The sequence below is a fragment of the Deltaproteobacteria bacterium genome, from assembly GCA_020848745.1.
GTDB lineage: Bacteria > Desulfobacterota > Binatia > UTPRO1 > UTPRO1 > UTPRO1.
The window spans coordinates 100,480-116,303 of the sequence record JADLHM010000057.1; the positions used below are offsets into that span (position 1 = coordinate 100,480).

At 67.2% G+C, this 15,824-nt stretch carries 13 protein-coding genes and 1 rRNA gene; 4 read left to right on the forward strand and 10 right to left on the reverse strand.

Features of this window, described 5'->3' with window-relative positions:
- Positions 1-11: 11 nt before the first annotated feature.
- The 4 genes from IT293_08840 to IT293_08855 all read right to left on the reverse strand — a co-directional run bounded on the left by IT293_08840 (position 12) and on the right by IT293_08855 (position 4,438).
- A complete protein-coding gene (locus tag IT293_08840) occupies positions 12-1,010 on the reverse strand; it encodes an alpha-ketoacid dehydrogenase subunit beta (protein MCC6764755.1) in 999 nt (332 codons plus the stop codon).
- Positions 1,007-1,987: a thiamine pyrophosphate-dependent dehydrogenase E1 component subunit alpha gene (locus IT293_08845; GenBank protein MCC6764756.1), complete on the reverse strand. Its 981-nt coding sequence runs from the start codon at positions 1,985-1,987 to the stop codon at positions 1,007-1,009. The genes IT293_08840 and IT293_08845 overlap by 4 nt, the downstream gene beginning before the upstream one ends.
- A 12-nt stretch (positions 1,988-1,999) precedes the next feature.
- Positions 2,000-2,809, reverse strand: a complete 810-nt coding sequence (locus tag IT293_08850; GenBank protein MCC6764757.1) for an SDR family oxidoreductase — start codon at positions 2,807-2,809, stop codon at positions 2,000-2,002.
- Positions 2,810-2,956: 147 nt separating this feature from the next.
- Positions 2,957-4,438, reverse strand: coding sequence for a wax ester/triacylglycerol synthase family O-acyltransferase (locus IT293_08855; protein ID MCC6764758.1), 1,482 nt, complete (start codon positions 4,436-4,438; stop codon positions 2,957-2,959).
- A gap of 100 nt (positions 4,439-4,538) precedes the next feature.
- Here IT293_08855 and IT293_08860 point away from each other — a divergent pair, with 100 nt between their 5' ends.
- The 3 genes from IT293_08860 to IT293_08870 all read left to right on the forward strand — a co-directional run bounded on the left by IT293_08860 (position 4,539) and on the right by IT293_08870 (position 8,023).
- Positions 4,539-5,735: an alpha/beta hydrolase gene (locus IT293_08860; GenBank protein MCC6764759.1), complete on the forward strand. Its 1,197-nt coding sequence runs from the start codon at positions 4,539-4,541 to the stop codon at positions 5,733-5,735.
- Positions 5,736-5,822: 87 nt separating this feature from the next.
- Positions 5,823-6,872, forward strand: coding sequence for a CoA ester lyase (locus IT293_08865; GenBank protein MCC6764760.1), 1,050 nt, complete (start codon positions 5,823-5,825; stop codon positions 6,870-6,872).
- Positions 6,873-6,874: 2 nt separating this feature from the next.
- Positions 6,875-8,023 (forward strand): N-acetyltransferase, encoded by a 1,149-nt coding sequence (locus tag IT293_08870; protein MCC6764761.1) that lies wholly within the window; start codon positions 6,875-6,877, stop codon positions 8,021-8,023.
- Here IT293_08870 and IT293_08875 read toward each other — a convergent pair.
- Positions 7,941-8,954: a phosphatase PAP2 family protein gene (locus IT293_08875; GenBank protein MCC6764762.1), complete on the reverse strand. Its 1,014-nt coding sequence runs from the start codon at positions 8,952-8,954 to the stop codon at positions 7,941-7,943. The two genes, IT293_08870 and IT293_08875, sit on opposite strands and share 83 nt — an antisense overlap.
- 75 nt (positions 8,955-9,029) lie before the next feature.
- Here IT293_08875 and IT293_08880 point away from each other — a divergent pair, with 75 nt between their 5' ends.
- Positions 9,030-9,608 (forward strand): hypothetical protein, encoded by a 579-nt coding sequence (locus IT293_08880; GenBank protein MCC6764763.1) that lies wholly within the window; start codon positions 9,030-9,032, stop codon positions 9,606-9,608.
- Positions 9,609-9,726: 118 nt separating this feature from the next.
- Here IT293_08880 and IT293_08885 read toward each other — a convergent pair whose 3' ends face one another.
- From IT293_08885 to rrf, 5 genes are all read right to left on the reverse strand, one after another.
- Entirely contained in the window at positions 9,727-12,840 is a 3,114-nt protein-coding gene (locus IT293_08885; protein ID MCC6764764.1) for an error-prone DNA polymerase, read from the reverse strand.
- Positions 12,833-14,308: a DNA polymerase Y family protein gene (locus tag IT293_08890; GenBank protein MCC6764765.1), complete on the reverse strand. Its 1,476-nt coding sequence runs from the start codon at positions 14,306-14,308 to the stop codon at positions 12,833-12,835. Before IT293_08890 ends, IT293_08885 begins: the two co-directional genes overlap by 8 nt.
- 60 nt (positions 14,309-14,368) lie before the next feature.
- The gene (locus tag IT293_08895; GenBank protein MCC6764766.1) at positions 14,369-14,938 is read right to left on the reverse strand and encodes a hypothetical protein; all 570 of its coding nucleotides are present in this window, start codon (positions 14,936-14,938) and stop codon (positions 14,369-14,371) included.
- Between the two features lie 189 nt (positions 14,939-15,127).
- Positions 15,128-15,574, reverse strand: a complete 447-nt coding sequence (locus IT293_08900; protein ID MCC6764767.1) for a hypothetical protein — start codon at positions 15,572-15,574, stop codon at positions 15,128-15,130.
- A 131-nt stretch (positions 15,575-15,705) separates the two neighbouring features.
- Positions 15,706-15,821: ribosomal RNA gene (gene rrf / locus IT293_08905) — 5S ribosomal RNA — on the reverse strand.
- Between the last annotated feature and the right edge of the window lie 3 nt (positions 15,822-15,824).

Here is a 15,824-nt window from a genome sequence, read left to right on the forward strand (position 1 = left end):
GCCCTCCCTGCTCAAAGAAGCGCGCGCGCCGCTTCGACGATGCGGGCCGAGGAGGGCATGTAGGCTTCCTCGAGGACGCGGGAAAACGGCACCGGACACATCGCCGCGGTCACCCGCTTCACCGGACCGTTCAGGAAATCGAACCCGCGGTCGACGCAGAGCGCCGCGACGTCGCTGGCGATGCCGCAGCGAGGCGTGGCCTCGTCGACGACGACCAGGCGGCCGGTCTTGGCGAGGGTGGCGAGGATCGCGTCCTCGTCGAGAGGCGCCAGCGAGCGCAAGTCCAGCACTTCGGCGCTGACACCGTCGCGCGCCAACTCCGCGGCCGCCGCGAGCGCCATCCCCACCGTCGCCCCCATGCCGACCAAGGACACGTCGCTTCCCTCCCGCACCACCTTGGCCTTGCCGATCGGCACCTCGTAGTCGCCTTCGGGGACGTCGGCGGACAGGAACAGGATCCCCTTGGGCTCGCAGAAGATCACCGGATCGTCGCTGCGGATCGCCGCCAGCAGCAGGCCCTTGGCATCGGCGGCGTTGGAGGGAATCACGGTCTTGAGGCCCGGAATCCCGGCCGTCATCCAGTACAACGACTGCGAGTGTTGCGCCGCCGCCTGCAGGCCCGCGCCCGTCACGGTGCGCACGGTGAGTGGAACGCGGGCCTTGCCGCCGAACATGTAGCGGAACTTGGAGGCCTGGTTCAGCAAGGGATCCAGGCAGGTCCCGAGGAAGTCGATGAACATCAGCTCCACCACGGGACGAAGACCCGTGACCGCCGCCCCGACCGCCGTGCCGAGGATGCCCATCTCGCTGATCGGGGTATCGAGGACCTGGTTCGGAAACTCCCGGACGAGCCCCCGCGTCACGCTCATGATGCCGCCCATCTCCTCGGTGCCTTCGGGACGGCGTCCGCCGCCGGCGACGTCTTCGCCCATGAGGACGACGTCGGAGTCGCTCGCCATGGCGATCCGCAACGCCTCGGCGATGGCGAAGGCGGTGGGAATCTCTCTCATCGCCCCGCCTCCTCCGTGACGTACACGTCCCGCAGGAGCTCGCCGGGATCGGGGAAAGGCGCCGCCTCGGCGACGCCGACCGCTTCGGCGATGCGTTCGCCGACTTCGCGGTCGATCCGCCGCAGGTCTTCGACGGCGATCAGGCCTTCGCCGGTGACGCGGGTCTCGAAGAGCCGCAGCGGGTCGCGTTGGGTGATCCACTCGTCGGCCTCCGCCTTGCTCCGGTAGACGAGCGTGTCACCGACGTAGTGGCCGGCGAAGCGATAGGTCTTGCACTCGAGCAAGGTGGGGCCTTCACCCCGCCGCGCCCTGGCGATCGCCTCTCCGGACTTGGCGTAGACGTCGAAGAAGTCCATGCCGTCGGCGATCAGGCTGTGCATGGCGTAGGAACGTCCGCGTTCAGCGATGTCTTCGACCGGAACGACGAACTCGGTCGGCGTGAACTCTCCCCACCCGTTGTTCTCGCAGACGTAGAGGGCCGGCAGCTTCCAGTTCGCCGCCATGTTCAGCGATTCGTGGAAAGCACCCTGATTGGAGGCCCCGTCGCCGAAGAACGCGACGCCCACGCCGCCGGTCTTCTTGAGCTTGGCGGTGAGCGCGGCGCCGGTGGCGAGCGGAATGCCGGCGCCGACGATGCCGTTGGCGCCGAGCATGCCCTTTTCGAGGTCCGCGATGTGCATGGAGCCGCCACGCCCCCGGCAGATCCCGCTGCTGCTCCCGAACAGCTCCGCCATCATACCGCGAACGTCCACGCCCTTGGCGATGCAGTGGCCGTGGCCGCGATGCGTGGACGCGACGTGGTCGTTCTCCTTCAGGTTGGCGCAGACCCCGGCCGCCACCGCTTCCTCTCCGATGTACGTGTGGAGGAAGCCGCCGAGCTTGCCACGGGTGACCAATTCGACGAGCTTCTCCTCGAAGCTGCGGATCGTACGCATCGTGCGATAGGCGACCAGCAGGATCTCTTCCGTCGGTTCCATGGTCCGCCTCCCTCAGTGGACTTCGCCGCCGCCGGCCACCGTGAGCGTCGTGCCGGTGACGTTCTCCGCCCGACAGAGGAACACGGCCGCGGCGGCGATCTCTTCGGGCGTCTGCTCCCGCTTGGTGAAGGTGCTCCGCGCGATGAACTCTTCGAAGACCCTCTCGACGGGCACTCCGGTCATCGCCGCCAGCATCGGGTTCAGGACTTCGGTCCACATCGCGGTCGCGATGAAGCCCGGACAGAGCGCATTGACGCTGATCCCCGCGGGGCCGAGCTCTTCGGCCAGGGATTGGGTGAAGGAAATGACGGCGGCCTTGGAGGCGCAGTAGGCCGAAAGACCGGCGCGGCCGGTCTTGCCCGCCACCGAGGCCACGTTGACGATGCGGCCTTCTCCTCGCGCGGCCAGATGGGGGATGGCGGCACGGGCGCAGAGGAAGACCCCGCGCACGTTGACCGCGAAGACCCGATCCCAGACGGCCTCGTCCATCGCCGCCACCGGTGCGGCGGCGATGATGCCGGCGTTGGCGACCAGGATGTCGAGACCGCCCATGGCCTCGACGGCGGCGGCCACCATGCGCTCGACGTCCTCGGCCTTGGTCACGTCGGCGCAGACGGCATGCGTGCGGCGCCCACAGGCCCTGACGGCGGCCACGGTGGCGTCGAGATCCCCGGCACCGGCGAGCGCATAGCCTACGCCGCCCCCGCCCGTCGGCGCCAGATCGGAGACGACGACGTCGCAGCCTTCACGGGCGAGGGCCAGCGCGATCGCCCGGCCGAGCCCGCGCGCGGCGCCAGTGACGAGCGCGATCTTGTCGAACAACTGCATGCGATTCCCCCCGGCGGCGTCGTGAAGCCGGGCGCCCCTTAGCACGGGGGCGAAGCACTTGGAATCTTCAGGCGCGTGACGACGGCGGGAAGAAGCGTTCGATCGTCCCGTCGGGGGCCATGCGTGCGGACAGCGGCGGCGCTAGGAACCCGCCCCGGCGCGGTTCCGCGCCACGTCCCCGTGGTCTGCCGCCTCGGGTGCGGCGGCCGGCGCCGTTCGGGCATCCTTCGCGAGCGCGGCGAGGCCGCGGAACGAGCCGTGGATCGCCTTCACGAAGCTCCGCAGATCGGGAACCAGCTCGTAGTCGGCGTTGAATCCCCAGAAGAGCGTGCCGTCGTAGCTGAAGATGGCGACGCCGAGGCCGGTGTTCTCGAGGAGCGGCACCTGCGGGTAGAGCTCGAGGAGGCGCGCGCCCAGCATGTAGAGCGGAAACTGCGGCCCCGGGACGTTGGTGACGATCATGTTGATCGGACCCGCGGCGGCGCGCGCGCCGAGCGACAGCAGGACGGTCGGCGTCCACTCGGCGATCGCCATCATCGTCTCGACCCCGAGCGCCTGGTTCGTCGCTTTGAGGTCCTGGGTCGCGTGCCGGATCGCCGACAAGCGGAGCGCCGCATCGGGCTCGCCGATCGGCAGCCGCAGAATCCACGACGACACGCGATTACCGAGCCGACCCCGCTCGGCCTCGCGCCGGACGCTCACCGGTGCCGAGACGCGGAAATCGACCTCCTCGGGATGGAGGTGGTGTACGATCAGGAACTCACGCACGGCGCCGGCGACGGTCGCCAGCACCAGATCGTTGATGGTGCAGCCGAGCGCCTTGGCCACCGCTTTGAAATCCGCGAGCGGCATGCTCAGCCAGTCGAAGCGCCGGTGGGGGCCGAGGCGGCCATTGAGCGGCGTCTCCGACGCCGAACGTACGGCCCACCCGAGGAGATCGGCGACGGCACGCACCCGCACCAGAAGCTCGCTTCCCATGTTCGCGGTCTCGCTCCACAGCTGGCCGAGACCCCGGATCGCCTGGAGCGGCAGCATCAGACGCCGGAGCGCGGCGTCGCGCAGGAGCTTCGCGCCGGTCGGCGGCGTTCGTGGGACATATTGCGGCGCTTCTTTCGGCTCGTATTCGGCGAACGGCGATAGCAGGATCTGCGCCAGGTCGACGCCCGCTTGTCCGTCGAGCATGCAATGGTGGATCTTGTTGATGACCGCGAAGCGATCGCCCTGAAGACCCTCGACGACCCAGGTCTCCCAGAGCGGGCGCGCGCGATCGAGCTGCTGCGCCATCACCCGGGCCGAGAGCCGCCGCAGCTCCTCCTCTCCGCCCGGACGCGGCAGCGCCGTGTGACGGATGTGGTAGTCGAGGTTGAACTGACGGTCGTCCACCCAGACCGGATGAGCCTCGATCGGGATCCAGGCCAGGCGTTGGCGGTAGCGCGGGATCCGATGGAGGACCGCGGCGATGGCGCGCTTGAACGCGCCGATGTCGATCCCCCCCTCGGCGGTCTTGAGCGGTCCGGCCTCGAAGATCTGCGTCGCCGCGACGTGCATGTGCACGGTCGGCGTCTCGAAGACCAGAAACGAGTAATCCTGCGCCGACAGGCGCGCATAGTACGGGGAGCTCACGGCGCGGGCGTAAGACAGCGTGGTGCACGAGTCAAGGACGACGAGCGTGCCGCGACGCCCATTGCCGGGCCGGCGCCGACGATGCTAGACGCGTCCTCACATGTCCTCGTGGGTGAGCCACGGTGCCGAGTTGATGGTGCGGTCGGTGGCATTGCCGTTCGTCCTCGGCCTGCGCTGGCTCGCCGAGCCCGACGACGAGGCCGGTGCGGCTCCCAACGCGACGGGTCACGGGTGGAGCCGGCGCCTCAAGATGGCGGCCGACGAGTTGTTCTTCGCGAGCGAGCTCCTGGCGGGGGGACCGTCGGCGTTTTTCGACGGCGTACGGTTGCGTTCGGAGATGCAGCAGAGCGTCGCGTTCTTCCATGCGCACGGCTGGCTCGACGACCCCGCCGCGTATCATCGAACTCCGCCCCCGCTGCACGAAGTCTCCCTCGTCGATCTCGCGACACGCCGCGGGCCCTACCAGCATCTGCGCTTCGAGAGCGGCTACGAGCCGGTCGAGGGTGAGCCCGGACGCGAACGCTGGCTCGGGATCGAGCCCAATCGAACGGCGCACGCGTGGCTGCTGCGCCATCCCGGTCCGCCCCGGCCGTGGGTCGTCTGCGCGGCGGCCTATCGCATGGGGGATCCGGCCGTCGATTTCCTCGGCTTCCGCGCCCATTGGCTGCATCGTTCTCTCGGCGTCAACGTGGCCATTCCGGTCGTCCCCTTCCACGGTCCGCGCCGCGCCGGACGTCGTGGCGGCGACGGGTTCATGACCGGCGATTTCATCGACACCGTGCACGCCGTGGCGCAAGCGGTGTGGGACACGCGCCGCCTGATCGACTGGCTGCGGCGCGAGGGGGCGCCCGCGATCGCGGTCTACGGCCTCTCGCTCGGCGGCTCCACGGCGGCGCTCCTGGCGTCGCTCGAGTCGGCGCTCGACTGTGTGATCATCGGCATTCCCGCCGTCGATTTCGGCGAGTTGATGCGCTGGAACTTGCGCGGGCCGTTGGTGCAGGCAACCGAGCGCCTCGGATTCCCGTGGGACCACGTGGCGACCGTGCTGCGCGTCGTGTCGCCGCTCGCCATGGCTCCGCGCGTCGCGAAACCGCGCCGTTTCGTCTTCGGCGCCGCCGGCGACACGCTCGCCCCGCCCGGTCAGACGCGCGCGCTCTGGCGTCATTGGGGCGAGCCGCGCTTGCTGCTCTACAACGGCGGCCACGTGTCCTTCCTCTTCGAGAACGCCGTGCGCGATCTCCTGGTGGAAGCGTTGGCGACGACCGGGCTGCTGCCCGCGCACCCCGGCGCGGCGTGACGATACGCCGCCGCTGACCACGAAGAAGGATTGATCGCCCGCCGCCGCAAACTGGCGGAGACGCGGCGAACGAAGTAGGAAGGCCCGATGCGATCCCCTCGTGACTTCTTCAAGCCCCTCGCCCTCGGCGCGCCGGAGCCGGTGCGCGAGATCCCCATCAAGCCGTCGCGGATGATCCATTTCTTCGATCCGTCGAACCCGAAGATGCTGGCCAAGGTGCCCGAGCTGGCCCTCCAGGCGGACATCCTCCTCGGCAACCTCGAGGACGCGACCCCAGCCGACCGCAAGGTCGCGGCGCGCGAGGGCCTGGTCACGATCGGGCGCGAGGTCGATTTCCGGGGGACGCCGCTCTGGACCCGCGTCAACTCGCTCGATTCGCCGTGGTGCCTCGACGACGTCTCGGCGCTCGTCGCGGGCATCGGCAACCGGCTCGAGGTCATGCTGATCCCGAAGGTCGAGGGCGCGTGGGACATCCACTACATCGATCGGCTCCTCGCCCAGCTCGAGGCGAAGCACAAGGTGCAGCGGCCGATCTTGATCCATGCCATCCTCGAGACCGCGCTCGGCGTCGCCAACGTCGAAGAGATCTGCGCCGCGAGTCCGCGCATGCAGGGCGTGAGCTTCGGTCCGGCCGACCTCGCGGCGTCGCGCCGCATGAAGACGACGCGCGTCGGCGGCGGCCACCCCGCGTATCTCGTGCGCAACGATCCCGATCCGAAGAACCCGGATGCGCCGCGGCCGACCGCGCAACAGGATCCGTGGCACTACTCGATCGCGCGCATGGTCGACGCCTGCGCCGCGACGGGAGCGCTGCCGTTCTACGGCCCGTTCGGCGACATCGCGGACTCGCTCGGATGCGAGGATCAGTTCCGCGCGGCGTTCTTGCTCGGCTGCGTCGGCGCGTGGTCGCTGCACCCGAACCAGATCGCGATCGCGAAGAAGGTGTTCAGCCCGCCGCCGAACGAGGTGGCGTTCGCCAAGAAGGTACTCGAGGCGATGCCCGACGGCCGCGGCGTCATGATGCTCGATGGCAAGATGCAGGACGACGCGACCTGGAAGCAGTGCAAGGTCATGGTGAACCTCGCCAAGATGCTGGCCGAGAAGGACCCGGAGCTGAAGGCGTCGTACGGGTTCTGAGCGTGGCGTCGCCGGTCGCGATCGACGTCGTCGATCTGCGGCGCCGCTCGGATCGGCGCCGCTTCCTCGACGTGGCGGCGCCGATCTATCGCGACCATCCGTGCTACGTCGAGCCTCTGCGCGGCGAGCGCCTGAAGTTCCTCGACCCCGACGTCAATCCCGGGCTCGCGAACCTCGAGATCCAGGCGTGGATCGCGCGCCGCGACGGCCGCGACGTCGGCCGCATCACGGCTCACGTCGACCGTCTGTACGACGGCCTCCACGGCACGGGCACCGGGTGGTTCGGCTTCTTCGAGAGCATCGACGACCCCGCCGTAGCGCACGCACTCCTCGCGGCGGCCGTTCGCCGGCACGCGGCGCGGGGGGCAACGGAGATGATCGGCCCGATGAGCTTCACGACCAACCAGGAATGCGGCCTCCTGGTCGAGAACTTCACGCGTCGTCCCACCTTCGGCACGAGCTACAATCCGCCGTACTACGAGGCGCTGCTCACCAGTTTCGGCTGCCGCGGCGTGAAGGATCTCTACGGGTGGTGGATGGACGTCACGACCGGCTTCGAGGAGCCGGGGCGTGCGCGGATCGCGGCGTTCGCCGAGCGCCTGAAGGCGCGCGCCGACGTCGTGATCCGCCACGCCGAGCGGCGCCGCTATCGCGACGAGTGGGCGCTGATGTTCGACATCTATCAGGAGGCGTGGCGCGACAACTGGGGGTACAGTCCGATCACCAGGGAGGAGTTCGGGTGGACGGCCGAGAGCGCACGCCCGATCCTCCGCGAGGAGCTCGCGCTGATCGTCGAGGTGCACGGTCAGCCCGTCGGCTTCGCGATCTCATTGCCCGACGCCAACGAGATCGCACCGCGGAACGGCCGGCTCTTTCCCTTCGGATGGGTGCGCTTCGCGTTCGGCCTCCGTCACATCCGTCACGCGCGGCTGATCCTGCTCGGCATCCGTCCCGCGTACCGGAAGCGCGGTCTCGAATCGCTGCTCTGCATCGAGACCGCGCTCCGCGCCCGGCAGATCGGATTGGGCGGCGGCGAGGTGAGCTGGACGCTCGAAGACAACGTCCTCATCAACCGGGCGATCGAAGCGATGGGCGGGAGGCGAGATCGGACCTGGCGTCTGTACCGGATGCCCCTCGCCGCATCGGTGTGACGGGAGGCCAGAGCGGCGCCGCCCCGCGCGCGCGGCGCCGGGCCGCCTCGGCGGCCGGCAGACGGACCGCGGCGACGAACGCGCCGAGTCCGAGGGCGGCCCCCGCTACGACGTCGATCCCGTAGTGCCAACGAAGGAGCAGCGTCGCGACCACGATGTTGGCGGCGAAGAAGCCGGTCGGCGCCCACGCGATCCGCAGCCAGCGCTCGCGGCGGTGGCGGAAAGCGAACAGTGTCAGGAAGAGCGGCCCCGCCGTGTGAAGCGACGGGAAGATGTCTTTTTGCGACCCGCCGGCGGCGACCGTCCGCAGCAGGGCATCGTGCCACGGCCCGCGCGGCAGCGGGTGCGCGAACAGCTCCGGAAACGTGGTCGACGGACCGAATCCCGGAACCAGGAGATAGAGCGTCTGCCCGAGGCAGTAGACGAGGAGCATGCCGGTCGCGAACTCGGCGATCAGCGGCTCGTGGTCGACCCGGAGCGCAATCGACAGCGTGTAGAAGGCGAGCAGCCAGAAGTAGCTCAGATAGAAGAACGAGAACCACTCCGTCGTCGCCGGCGTGACGAAGCGCTGGATCCACACCGCGGGCTCGCCGCCGAACAGCGCCACGTCGAGCGCGAGCAAGCGCGCGTCGAGGGCGCGCGGATTCACCACCGGAGCCAGATCGCGGAGCACGAAGTAGGCTCCGAGGACGCCCCCGATCGTGCCCGCGCGGTAGACGAGAGGGGCGAACGGGGCGGCCGTCACCAGGCCGCCCCGGACGCCGGCGATGGCGCCGAGAGCCACGACCGCCAGCAGGGCCATCCGGCCGGCGGCCCGCGCCTTCAGTGGATGAGGGTGGGCGGCGAGGGCCGCCAGGGCGAGCATGGTCACGAAGCCGCCGACCAGCCAGTCGTGCACCGCGAGCTCACGGCGCCATCGCGACCCCGCCACAAAATCTCCTTGGCTGGGAACGGCGTTCTTTGCTACCTCTGGCCTCACGTCCCAACCGTGCCATCCGGAGGCAACATGCGTAAACTCCTCACCGCCCTACTCCTCGTCCTCTCCTACTCGATCTGGTTCCGGCCCGAGCCCGCGCAGAGCGTCGGGCCGTCGTTCGTGTTCCCGCTGTCGATCAAAGGCAAGGCGGTCCAGACCGACATCGCGGTCGGACCAGGCTTCAAGCCGGCCCGGGGAAAGGTCAATGACAAGATCCTGGCGGCGATCCTGCGCGGGGAGAACGCGACGGACTACTCCGTGCAGTTCCTCGACGTCCTGGGTCACGACGGGTCGGGCCGTTTCTACCTCTTCTTCGACGGCCGCGGGATGGACGGCAGCCTCACCCTGCGTGTCGCGACCAATCCGAACGGCAACCTGGCCGCGTCGCTGACGGGCGCGATCACCCAGGACGGCGAGTTCTGGGTGGCCGGCAAGTACGATCTTCCGCTGATCGGGCCGCTCGCCGACGTGTTCGCCCAGGGCAAGGTGAAGTTCGTCAAGGGCACGTTCAACCCCGCGAAGATCAGCGGCGTGCTCCACTTCGTGAGCAACGCGATCGGCGAGGGCTTCACCGTCAAGTTCAAGACGGTCGGCGGCCCGCTCTCCTGAGCCGGGAGGCGGCCGCCACGCACGACCGCCGTCGTTGCGCCCGGCCATCCCCGTCGGCAACGTCGGATCAGATGTCGCTACTGCCCCTTCGCGACGAACTGTGCAATCACGCTCGAGCTCAATGAAATCCATGTGAGGGTGGAACCTGGCCCTCGATCTCGATCTGCACGACTGCCCGACCGAGGACGTGCACCACCCCATCGACGCTCTGGAGTAGCCCTTCCACACGCAACAATCGCGCCGTGTGTAGCACCCCACGATATACACGGAATACTTCCGGGCGAATTGCGACGTTGCAGATCCCGGTCTCGTCCTCGAGCGTCAGGAACAACATGCCCTTGGCCGTGCTCGGGCGCTGCCGGACGATGACGTGCCCAGCGACTCGCACGTATCGCCCGTGAGGAATATCACGGATGTCGGCACAGGAGACGACGCGCTGCCGACGCAATTCCGCACGAAAATGCGCCATGACGTGCGGACCGATTGTAAGGCCCATGCTCGCATAGTCGGCGAGCGTCTCCTCGATCGGCGACATCGGTGGTAGCGGCGACCTACGCTCCACACCGACCGACCGAGAACTCGCAACGTTCAACAATGCGCCCGGATGGCGATCGAGCGCCGCCAACTGCCAGAGAACGTCTCGACGTCGAGATCCGAAGGCTGCGCACGCACCAGCAAAAGCGAGGCGGTGACGTTCATCCTCCCGCAATCCTGACCGCGTGACGAGATCTCCGAGCGTCGCGAACGGAGCATGTCGGCGTTCGTCCTCGATGCGACGACCCACCGACTCGCGGAGACCACCGACGTAACGCAAGCCGATCCGCAGCGCACCGCCTTCGATCGTACACCGCCACGCCGAATGCATCACGTCGATCGGGCGCAGCGCAACTCCATGTCGTTCGGCATCCTTCAGCAACGTCGTCGGGTGATAGAACCCCATCGGCCAATTGTTCAGCATGGCGCAGTAGAACGCCGCGGGATGATGGACCTTCAGATACGCCGACGCGTACGCGAGCAGCGCGAAGCTCGCGCTGTGCGACTCGGGAAAACCATAGAGCGCAAACGACGTGATGCCGCGAACGATCCTCTCGGCCGTCTCGCCGATGATTCCTCGCTCCGCCATGCCGGAGCGCAATCGCCCCTCGATCTGCGCCATGCGCTCGACGGATCGCTTGAATCCCATGGCGCGGCGCAGCTCCTCCGCCTCGCCGCCGGAGAATCCTGCGACTGTCATCGCGATCCGCAGCAACTGCTCCTGGAACAGCGGCACCCCGAGCGTACGCTCGAGAATCGGCTTCAGCGAAGGATGGGGATACGTCACGGGCTCACGTTCGGCGCGTCGTCGGAGATACGGATGCACCATCTGCCCAACGATGGGACCCGGACGAATGATCGCGAGCTCGACCACGAGATCGTAAAAGCATGCGGGCTTGAGGCGCGGGAGCGTCGCCATCTGAGCCCGGCTCTCGACCTGAAACACACCGATCGTGTCCGCCCGCTGCAGCATCGCGTACACCGCAGGATCGTTTTGCGGAAGCCGCGCGAGATCGAGAGCGACACCGTCGTGCTCGCGCACCAGCGGGATCGCGTCCTCGAGCACGGCCATCGTGCCGAGTCCCAACAAATCGACTTTGATGATGCCGAGATCGGCGCAATCGTCCTTGTCCCACTGCACCACGATCCGCCCGGGCATTGCCGCAGGCTCGAGGGGAACGACCTCGTCGAGCCGCCCCGCCGCCAGCACCATACCGCCGGAATGTTGCCCGAGATGCCGGGGCAATCCCTGCATGCGTCGCACCAAGTCGACCAACAGGCGGACGCGCGGCGCTTTTGGATCAAATCCGGCGGCGACGAGCTGGCTCGGCACCTCGTCGTCCCGGTCTCGGAACTCGAACTCCCCAAGGAGTGACGCCAGCCGAGCCACCGGCTCGGCCCCAAGCCCGAGCACTTTGCCGACCTCGCGAACGGCACTCCGCGAACGATAGGTGATGACATTGGCGGTCATCGCAGCCCCGTGCGCACCGTAGCGCCGATAGACGTATCGAATGACTGCCTCGCGCCGATCCCCGCTCGGCAAATCGATGTCGATGTCCGGCCATTCACCACGTTCCTCGGACAAAAATCGCTCGAAGAGCAGGTCCATGCCGATCGGATCCACAGCCGTGATCCCGAGCGCGAAGCACACCACGCTGTTGGCAGCCGATCCACGCCCCTGTGCGAGAATTCCCTGTTGCCGGCAAAACTCGACGATGTCCCAGACGATCAAGAAGTACCCAGCCAGATCGAGGCGCCCGATGACGGCGATCTCGTGTTCGAGCTGCCTGCGTATGCGTGAGGTGATCACGCCGTAGCGACGACGCGCGCCTCGCTCCACCAACGCCCGCAAATGCGAGATCGAGCTCGCGGCGCAAGGCAATGGGACGCTCGGGAACCGATACCCGAGGTTCTCCAGGGTGAACGTACAACGTTCGGCGATCTGTCGGGTATTGCGAATCGCTTCCGGAACATCGCGGAAGATCTCGCCCATCTCACGTGCCGACTTAAGATGACGCTCCGCATTGACAACCAACGATCGGCCCGCATCGTCGAGCGTCGTCTTGAGACGCACGCACCGGAGCATATCGAGAAGCCGTCGATCTTCCGGACGTGCATGCATCACGTCGTTGGTGGCAACGAGCGGCGCACGACACGACTCGGCCATGGCGATCAACCGGCGCGTCACACGAGCTTGACGGCATTCGAAATGACGATGGATCTCGACGTAGACATTCTCGACCCCGAGAATGGCACGCAACCGATCGAGGCGGGCGTTGGCACCCGTCGCGTCGGCGAGGTCGGCGAGCATCGTGCCGTCGTCGCCTGGAACGAGACCAATCATGCCGCCGGCGTGCTCCTCGAGATCCTCCCAGCCGAGCGCACAGTGCCCCTTCGGCGCGCGCATCTTGCCGCGACTCAGCAGCCGGCAGAGATTCCGATACCCACACCGCTCCGCGACGAGCAGTGCGAAGCGGCGACCATCGATTGCCACGTCCGCTCCCACCAACGCTCGCAATCCTCGGGCACGCGCGGCACGGAAAGCCCGCGGAGCAGCGTACACGCCGTCGCGGTCGACGATCGCGACGGTATCGATGTCGAGCGCAGCCGCCCGGGCCACCAGATCCTCCGGCAACGAAGCCCCCGCCAGAAAGCTGAATGCGCTTCGAACGCGAAGCTCGACATAGTCGTCAGTCATACACGCCGTCGACCACCCAGGTGCTGGATCGCACGTCGCGATAGAGCCGGTAGACCCCTCCGTCGCTCAGCTCGACGTCGTAATACTCCCTCGCGTAGGGATCGTCGGTCCACCATTCGCCTCGCACGCGCCACGGTCCCGCCCAATGGAGCACACGTCCGCCCAGGCGACCGGCACCGCGCACGTGCTCGAGACTGTCACGCCCCTTGAAGACCTCGACCGACACAGGCGGACGAAACGCACGGAGGGCCAAACGAACGACCGCCACCATGGGCGATGCCGACGACGACTCGACCCGAGCGGCAGCCGGCGACGAGAATGACCGGACCCCAGCGGCCGACGAGGTTGCACCGGGAAAAGGCTCGATCCTCAAGGCTTCGAGACGATGAGTGCCCGCATCCCTCAGGACACCCACGCGATCCTGTCCGCACAGTATCGACAATCGAGCGACGACAGCCGCGAGCGCAGCAGGCGTCGGATCGGCCGCGCGAAACAGCTCGAGCTGCGTCGGCCGCAAATGGGAAGCGACGCAGGCGACCGCGACCGTGGCGATGGCGAACGATGGCGGATGCGATTCCAGTTGGGCTCGCACCAGGATGAGCAGCGTTCGCCGATCCGTCGTCGGCGTAGCAAGAGGTATGCTTCGCACGTCGCGCCCCCCCCGGTCCGAACCGAGCACGACACGAACCTCTTGGCATCCCAACCCGTAGAGTTCGAGTCGAGCCAGGAGACATTCGAACAGCCGCCGCAACACGAAGAGCAGTGGCTCGATGCGATCGACCGGATACTCGACCTCGAGAGATTCCTCGAACACACAGGGCAAGGACCGCGCCGTCACCGGAGCATCGTCTTTGCCACGCGCACGCCGAATCAACCCGACACCCGCCGCGCCGAGGCGATGCACCACCGCAGCGGTCGGCAACGCGAGAAGATCGCCGATCGATCGGATGCCCCAAGTGGCCAACGCGTGAGCCGTGGCAGGATCCGGGCCCAACAGTGCAATCGCCCGCGGAGCCAAGAATCTCCGGACGTCCCCCACGGGGACGATACACACACCGCCGCCCTCCCGCGCAGCGATCGACGCTCCAAGCTTGGAGTCGGCGATGCCAACCCAGGCCTCCAGTCCGCACCGACGAGCCCGTGCGATCATGGTAGTCGCAAGCGCCGATTCGGATGGCCACAACACAGCCGATCCCCGGCAATCGACGAAAACGCAATCGATCCCTTCGCGCTCCGTTTGCGAGCTGACGGTTTGCGCGACATCGCCTAGAGCCGATGCAGCCGCAGCAAGAACCTCCCGACGAGCTTCCCGCACCACGAGGCCGTCGCACAGCGCCCGCGCCTGGGATGCCTTCATTCCGATGAGGATTCCAGCCTGTTCGGCAGATTCCGATGTCGCGACTACCACGCTCCGCGAATTGCCGGTTTCGACCATCACCAGCGGCACGCCAACCAACTCGGGTTCCACGCGAAGATGCGCGACGAGTGGCGCCCGAGGAATCCAAAGACACGCAATGCGCGGCACGCCTCAGCCCTTCGTCGAGAACAACGACAACGGCTGATCGGGAAGACTCCCCCCCTTGAGCTTCCGAACACGCACGCAGCTCGCAGTGCCTTCGAACGAGGGACATGGGCCGCCTTCTCCAGCGAAGACTCGGCGATCGGCACTGATTTCGAGCGACATCATGGCGAACGTCCCCACCGAACGTACGGCGTCGAGCACGATGATCGCGGCATGTCGAAGGGCGGCAGCGCGATTGATGCGCCACCACGCGGCCATCGAGAGTCGTGACCGCCCGGGAGCTCCCCGACCAGCGAGGTCGAGCACGACTACACGGAAGCCTCCAGCATCGAGCACGTGCTCGGCGGCACGTACGGCGGCAACATCGTCGACGGGCGCGACCCAAAGCACCCGATCTACGTCGATTCCCGCCTCTCGAGCGAAGCGCGGATCGAACATATTCGACACATCGATCCAGGCAACAAAACCACCGGCACGAAGCGCAGCTGCAATGATGGCGTACGCGACTGCGGTCTTCCCCGACGAAACGTCGCCGCAAATCTCCGTGATTCCCCCACACGGGAATTGCTCCACCATGGAGGAAAACGAGGCTGGAAACCCGCGCGGTAGACATGGGCGGGGAATTCCCTCCCCCGCCAGATCACGCTCGGAAACCGCGGTCGGGAAGGAGGACACCGGCTCAGTTTCGCCTTATTTTCGCCTCGCGATCAAGAGGGGCCTTGAAGTAGCCCCACCACGGTGTCGGGGCCGGTCTCGGCCGCCCGATCAGTCCAGGTACGTATCCCCCACCACCGGACAATCGTCAGTCGGGCTACGATCCACCCGCTTGACAGTCCAGTCGTCGTCCTTCGCATCCTCGCGCATGAATTCCACCGCGAATCCCACTAGAAGAACGTTCCCCTCGTCATACCCGAACAGCCATCGCTCTCGAAGAACCCCCGGATTCACTCGGCAAACGAAACCGTCCATCAACTTCCGCTGCCCCCCCTCTCCCGCCTCCCCCTCTTCCACCACAATCACGGCTCCCAGGCTCCCTTGGACCTCCGCCGGCGACATCCCTTCACGGACATCACGCACGCGCTCACGCGCTCGCTCATATGCTGCCCGACTACGAGACTTCCGCTCGGCCTCGGAAATCTGTTTTACCGGTCTACGGTCCAGCGTGTAACGCCCCACGCAGCCGAACATTACGAGCACGACTCCGACCACCATGAGCAATCCGACTTTCTCACCTACACCGCTCACGCGAATTCCCCCATTCGCTCCGGCCTTACCACAGCTTCCAAGCTCGAAAAACAAAAGGCCCGGACTTCCAAATCGGAAATCCGGGCCTTCTTCATGAGATCCGGCGGCGTCCTACTCTCCCACGTGGCGACCACGCAGTACCATCGGCGCTGGAGGGCTTAACGGCCGTGTTCGGGATGGGAACGGGTGTGACACCTCCGCCATTGCCACCGGAAAC

Excerpts from the sequence above, each read along its gene's own strand:
- IT293_08840 (MCC6764755.1), bottom strand. The coding sequence starts at position 1,010 with ATGAGAGAGATTCCCACCGCCTTCGCCATCGCCGAGGCGTTGCGGATC.
- IT293_08845 (MCC6764756.1), bottom strand. The coding sequence starts at position 1,987 with ATGGAACCGACGGAAGAGATCCTGCTGGTCGCCTATCGCACGATGCGT.
- IT293_08860 (MCC6764759.1), top strand. The coding sequence starts at position 4,539 with ATGTCCTCGTGGGTGAGCCACGGTGCCGAGTTGATGGTGCGGTCGGTG.
- IT293_08865 (MCC6764760.1), top strand. The coding sequence starts at position 5,823 with ATGCGATCCCCTCGTGACTTCTTCAAGCCCCTCGCCCTCGGCGCGCCG.
- IT293_08880 (MCC6764763.1), top strand. The coding sequence starts at position 9,030 with ATGCGTAAACTCCTCACCGCCCTACTCCTCGTCCTCTCCTACTCGATC.
- IT293_08885 (MCC6764764.1), bottom strand. The coding sequence starts at position 12,840 with ATGACTGACGACTATGTCGAGCTTCGCGTTCGAAGCGCATTCAGCTTT.
- IT293_08895 (MCC6764766.1), bottom strand. The coding sequence starts at position 14,938 with ATGGTGGAGCAATTCCCGTGTGGGGGAATCACGGAGATTTGCGGCGAC.
- IT293_08900 (MCC6764767.1), bottom strand. The coding sequence starts at position 15,574 with ATGGTGGTCGGAGTCGTGCTCGTAATGTTCGGCTGCGTGGGGCGTTAC.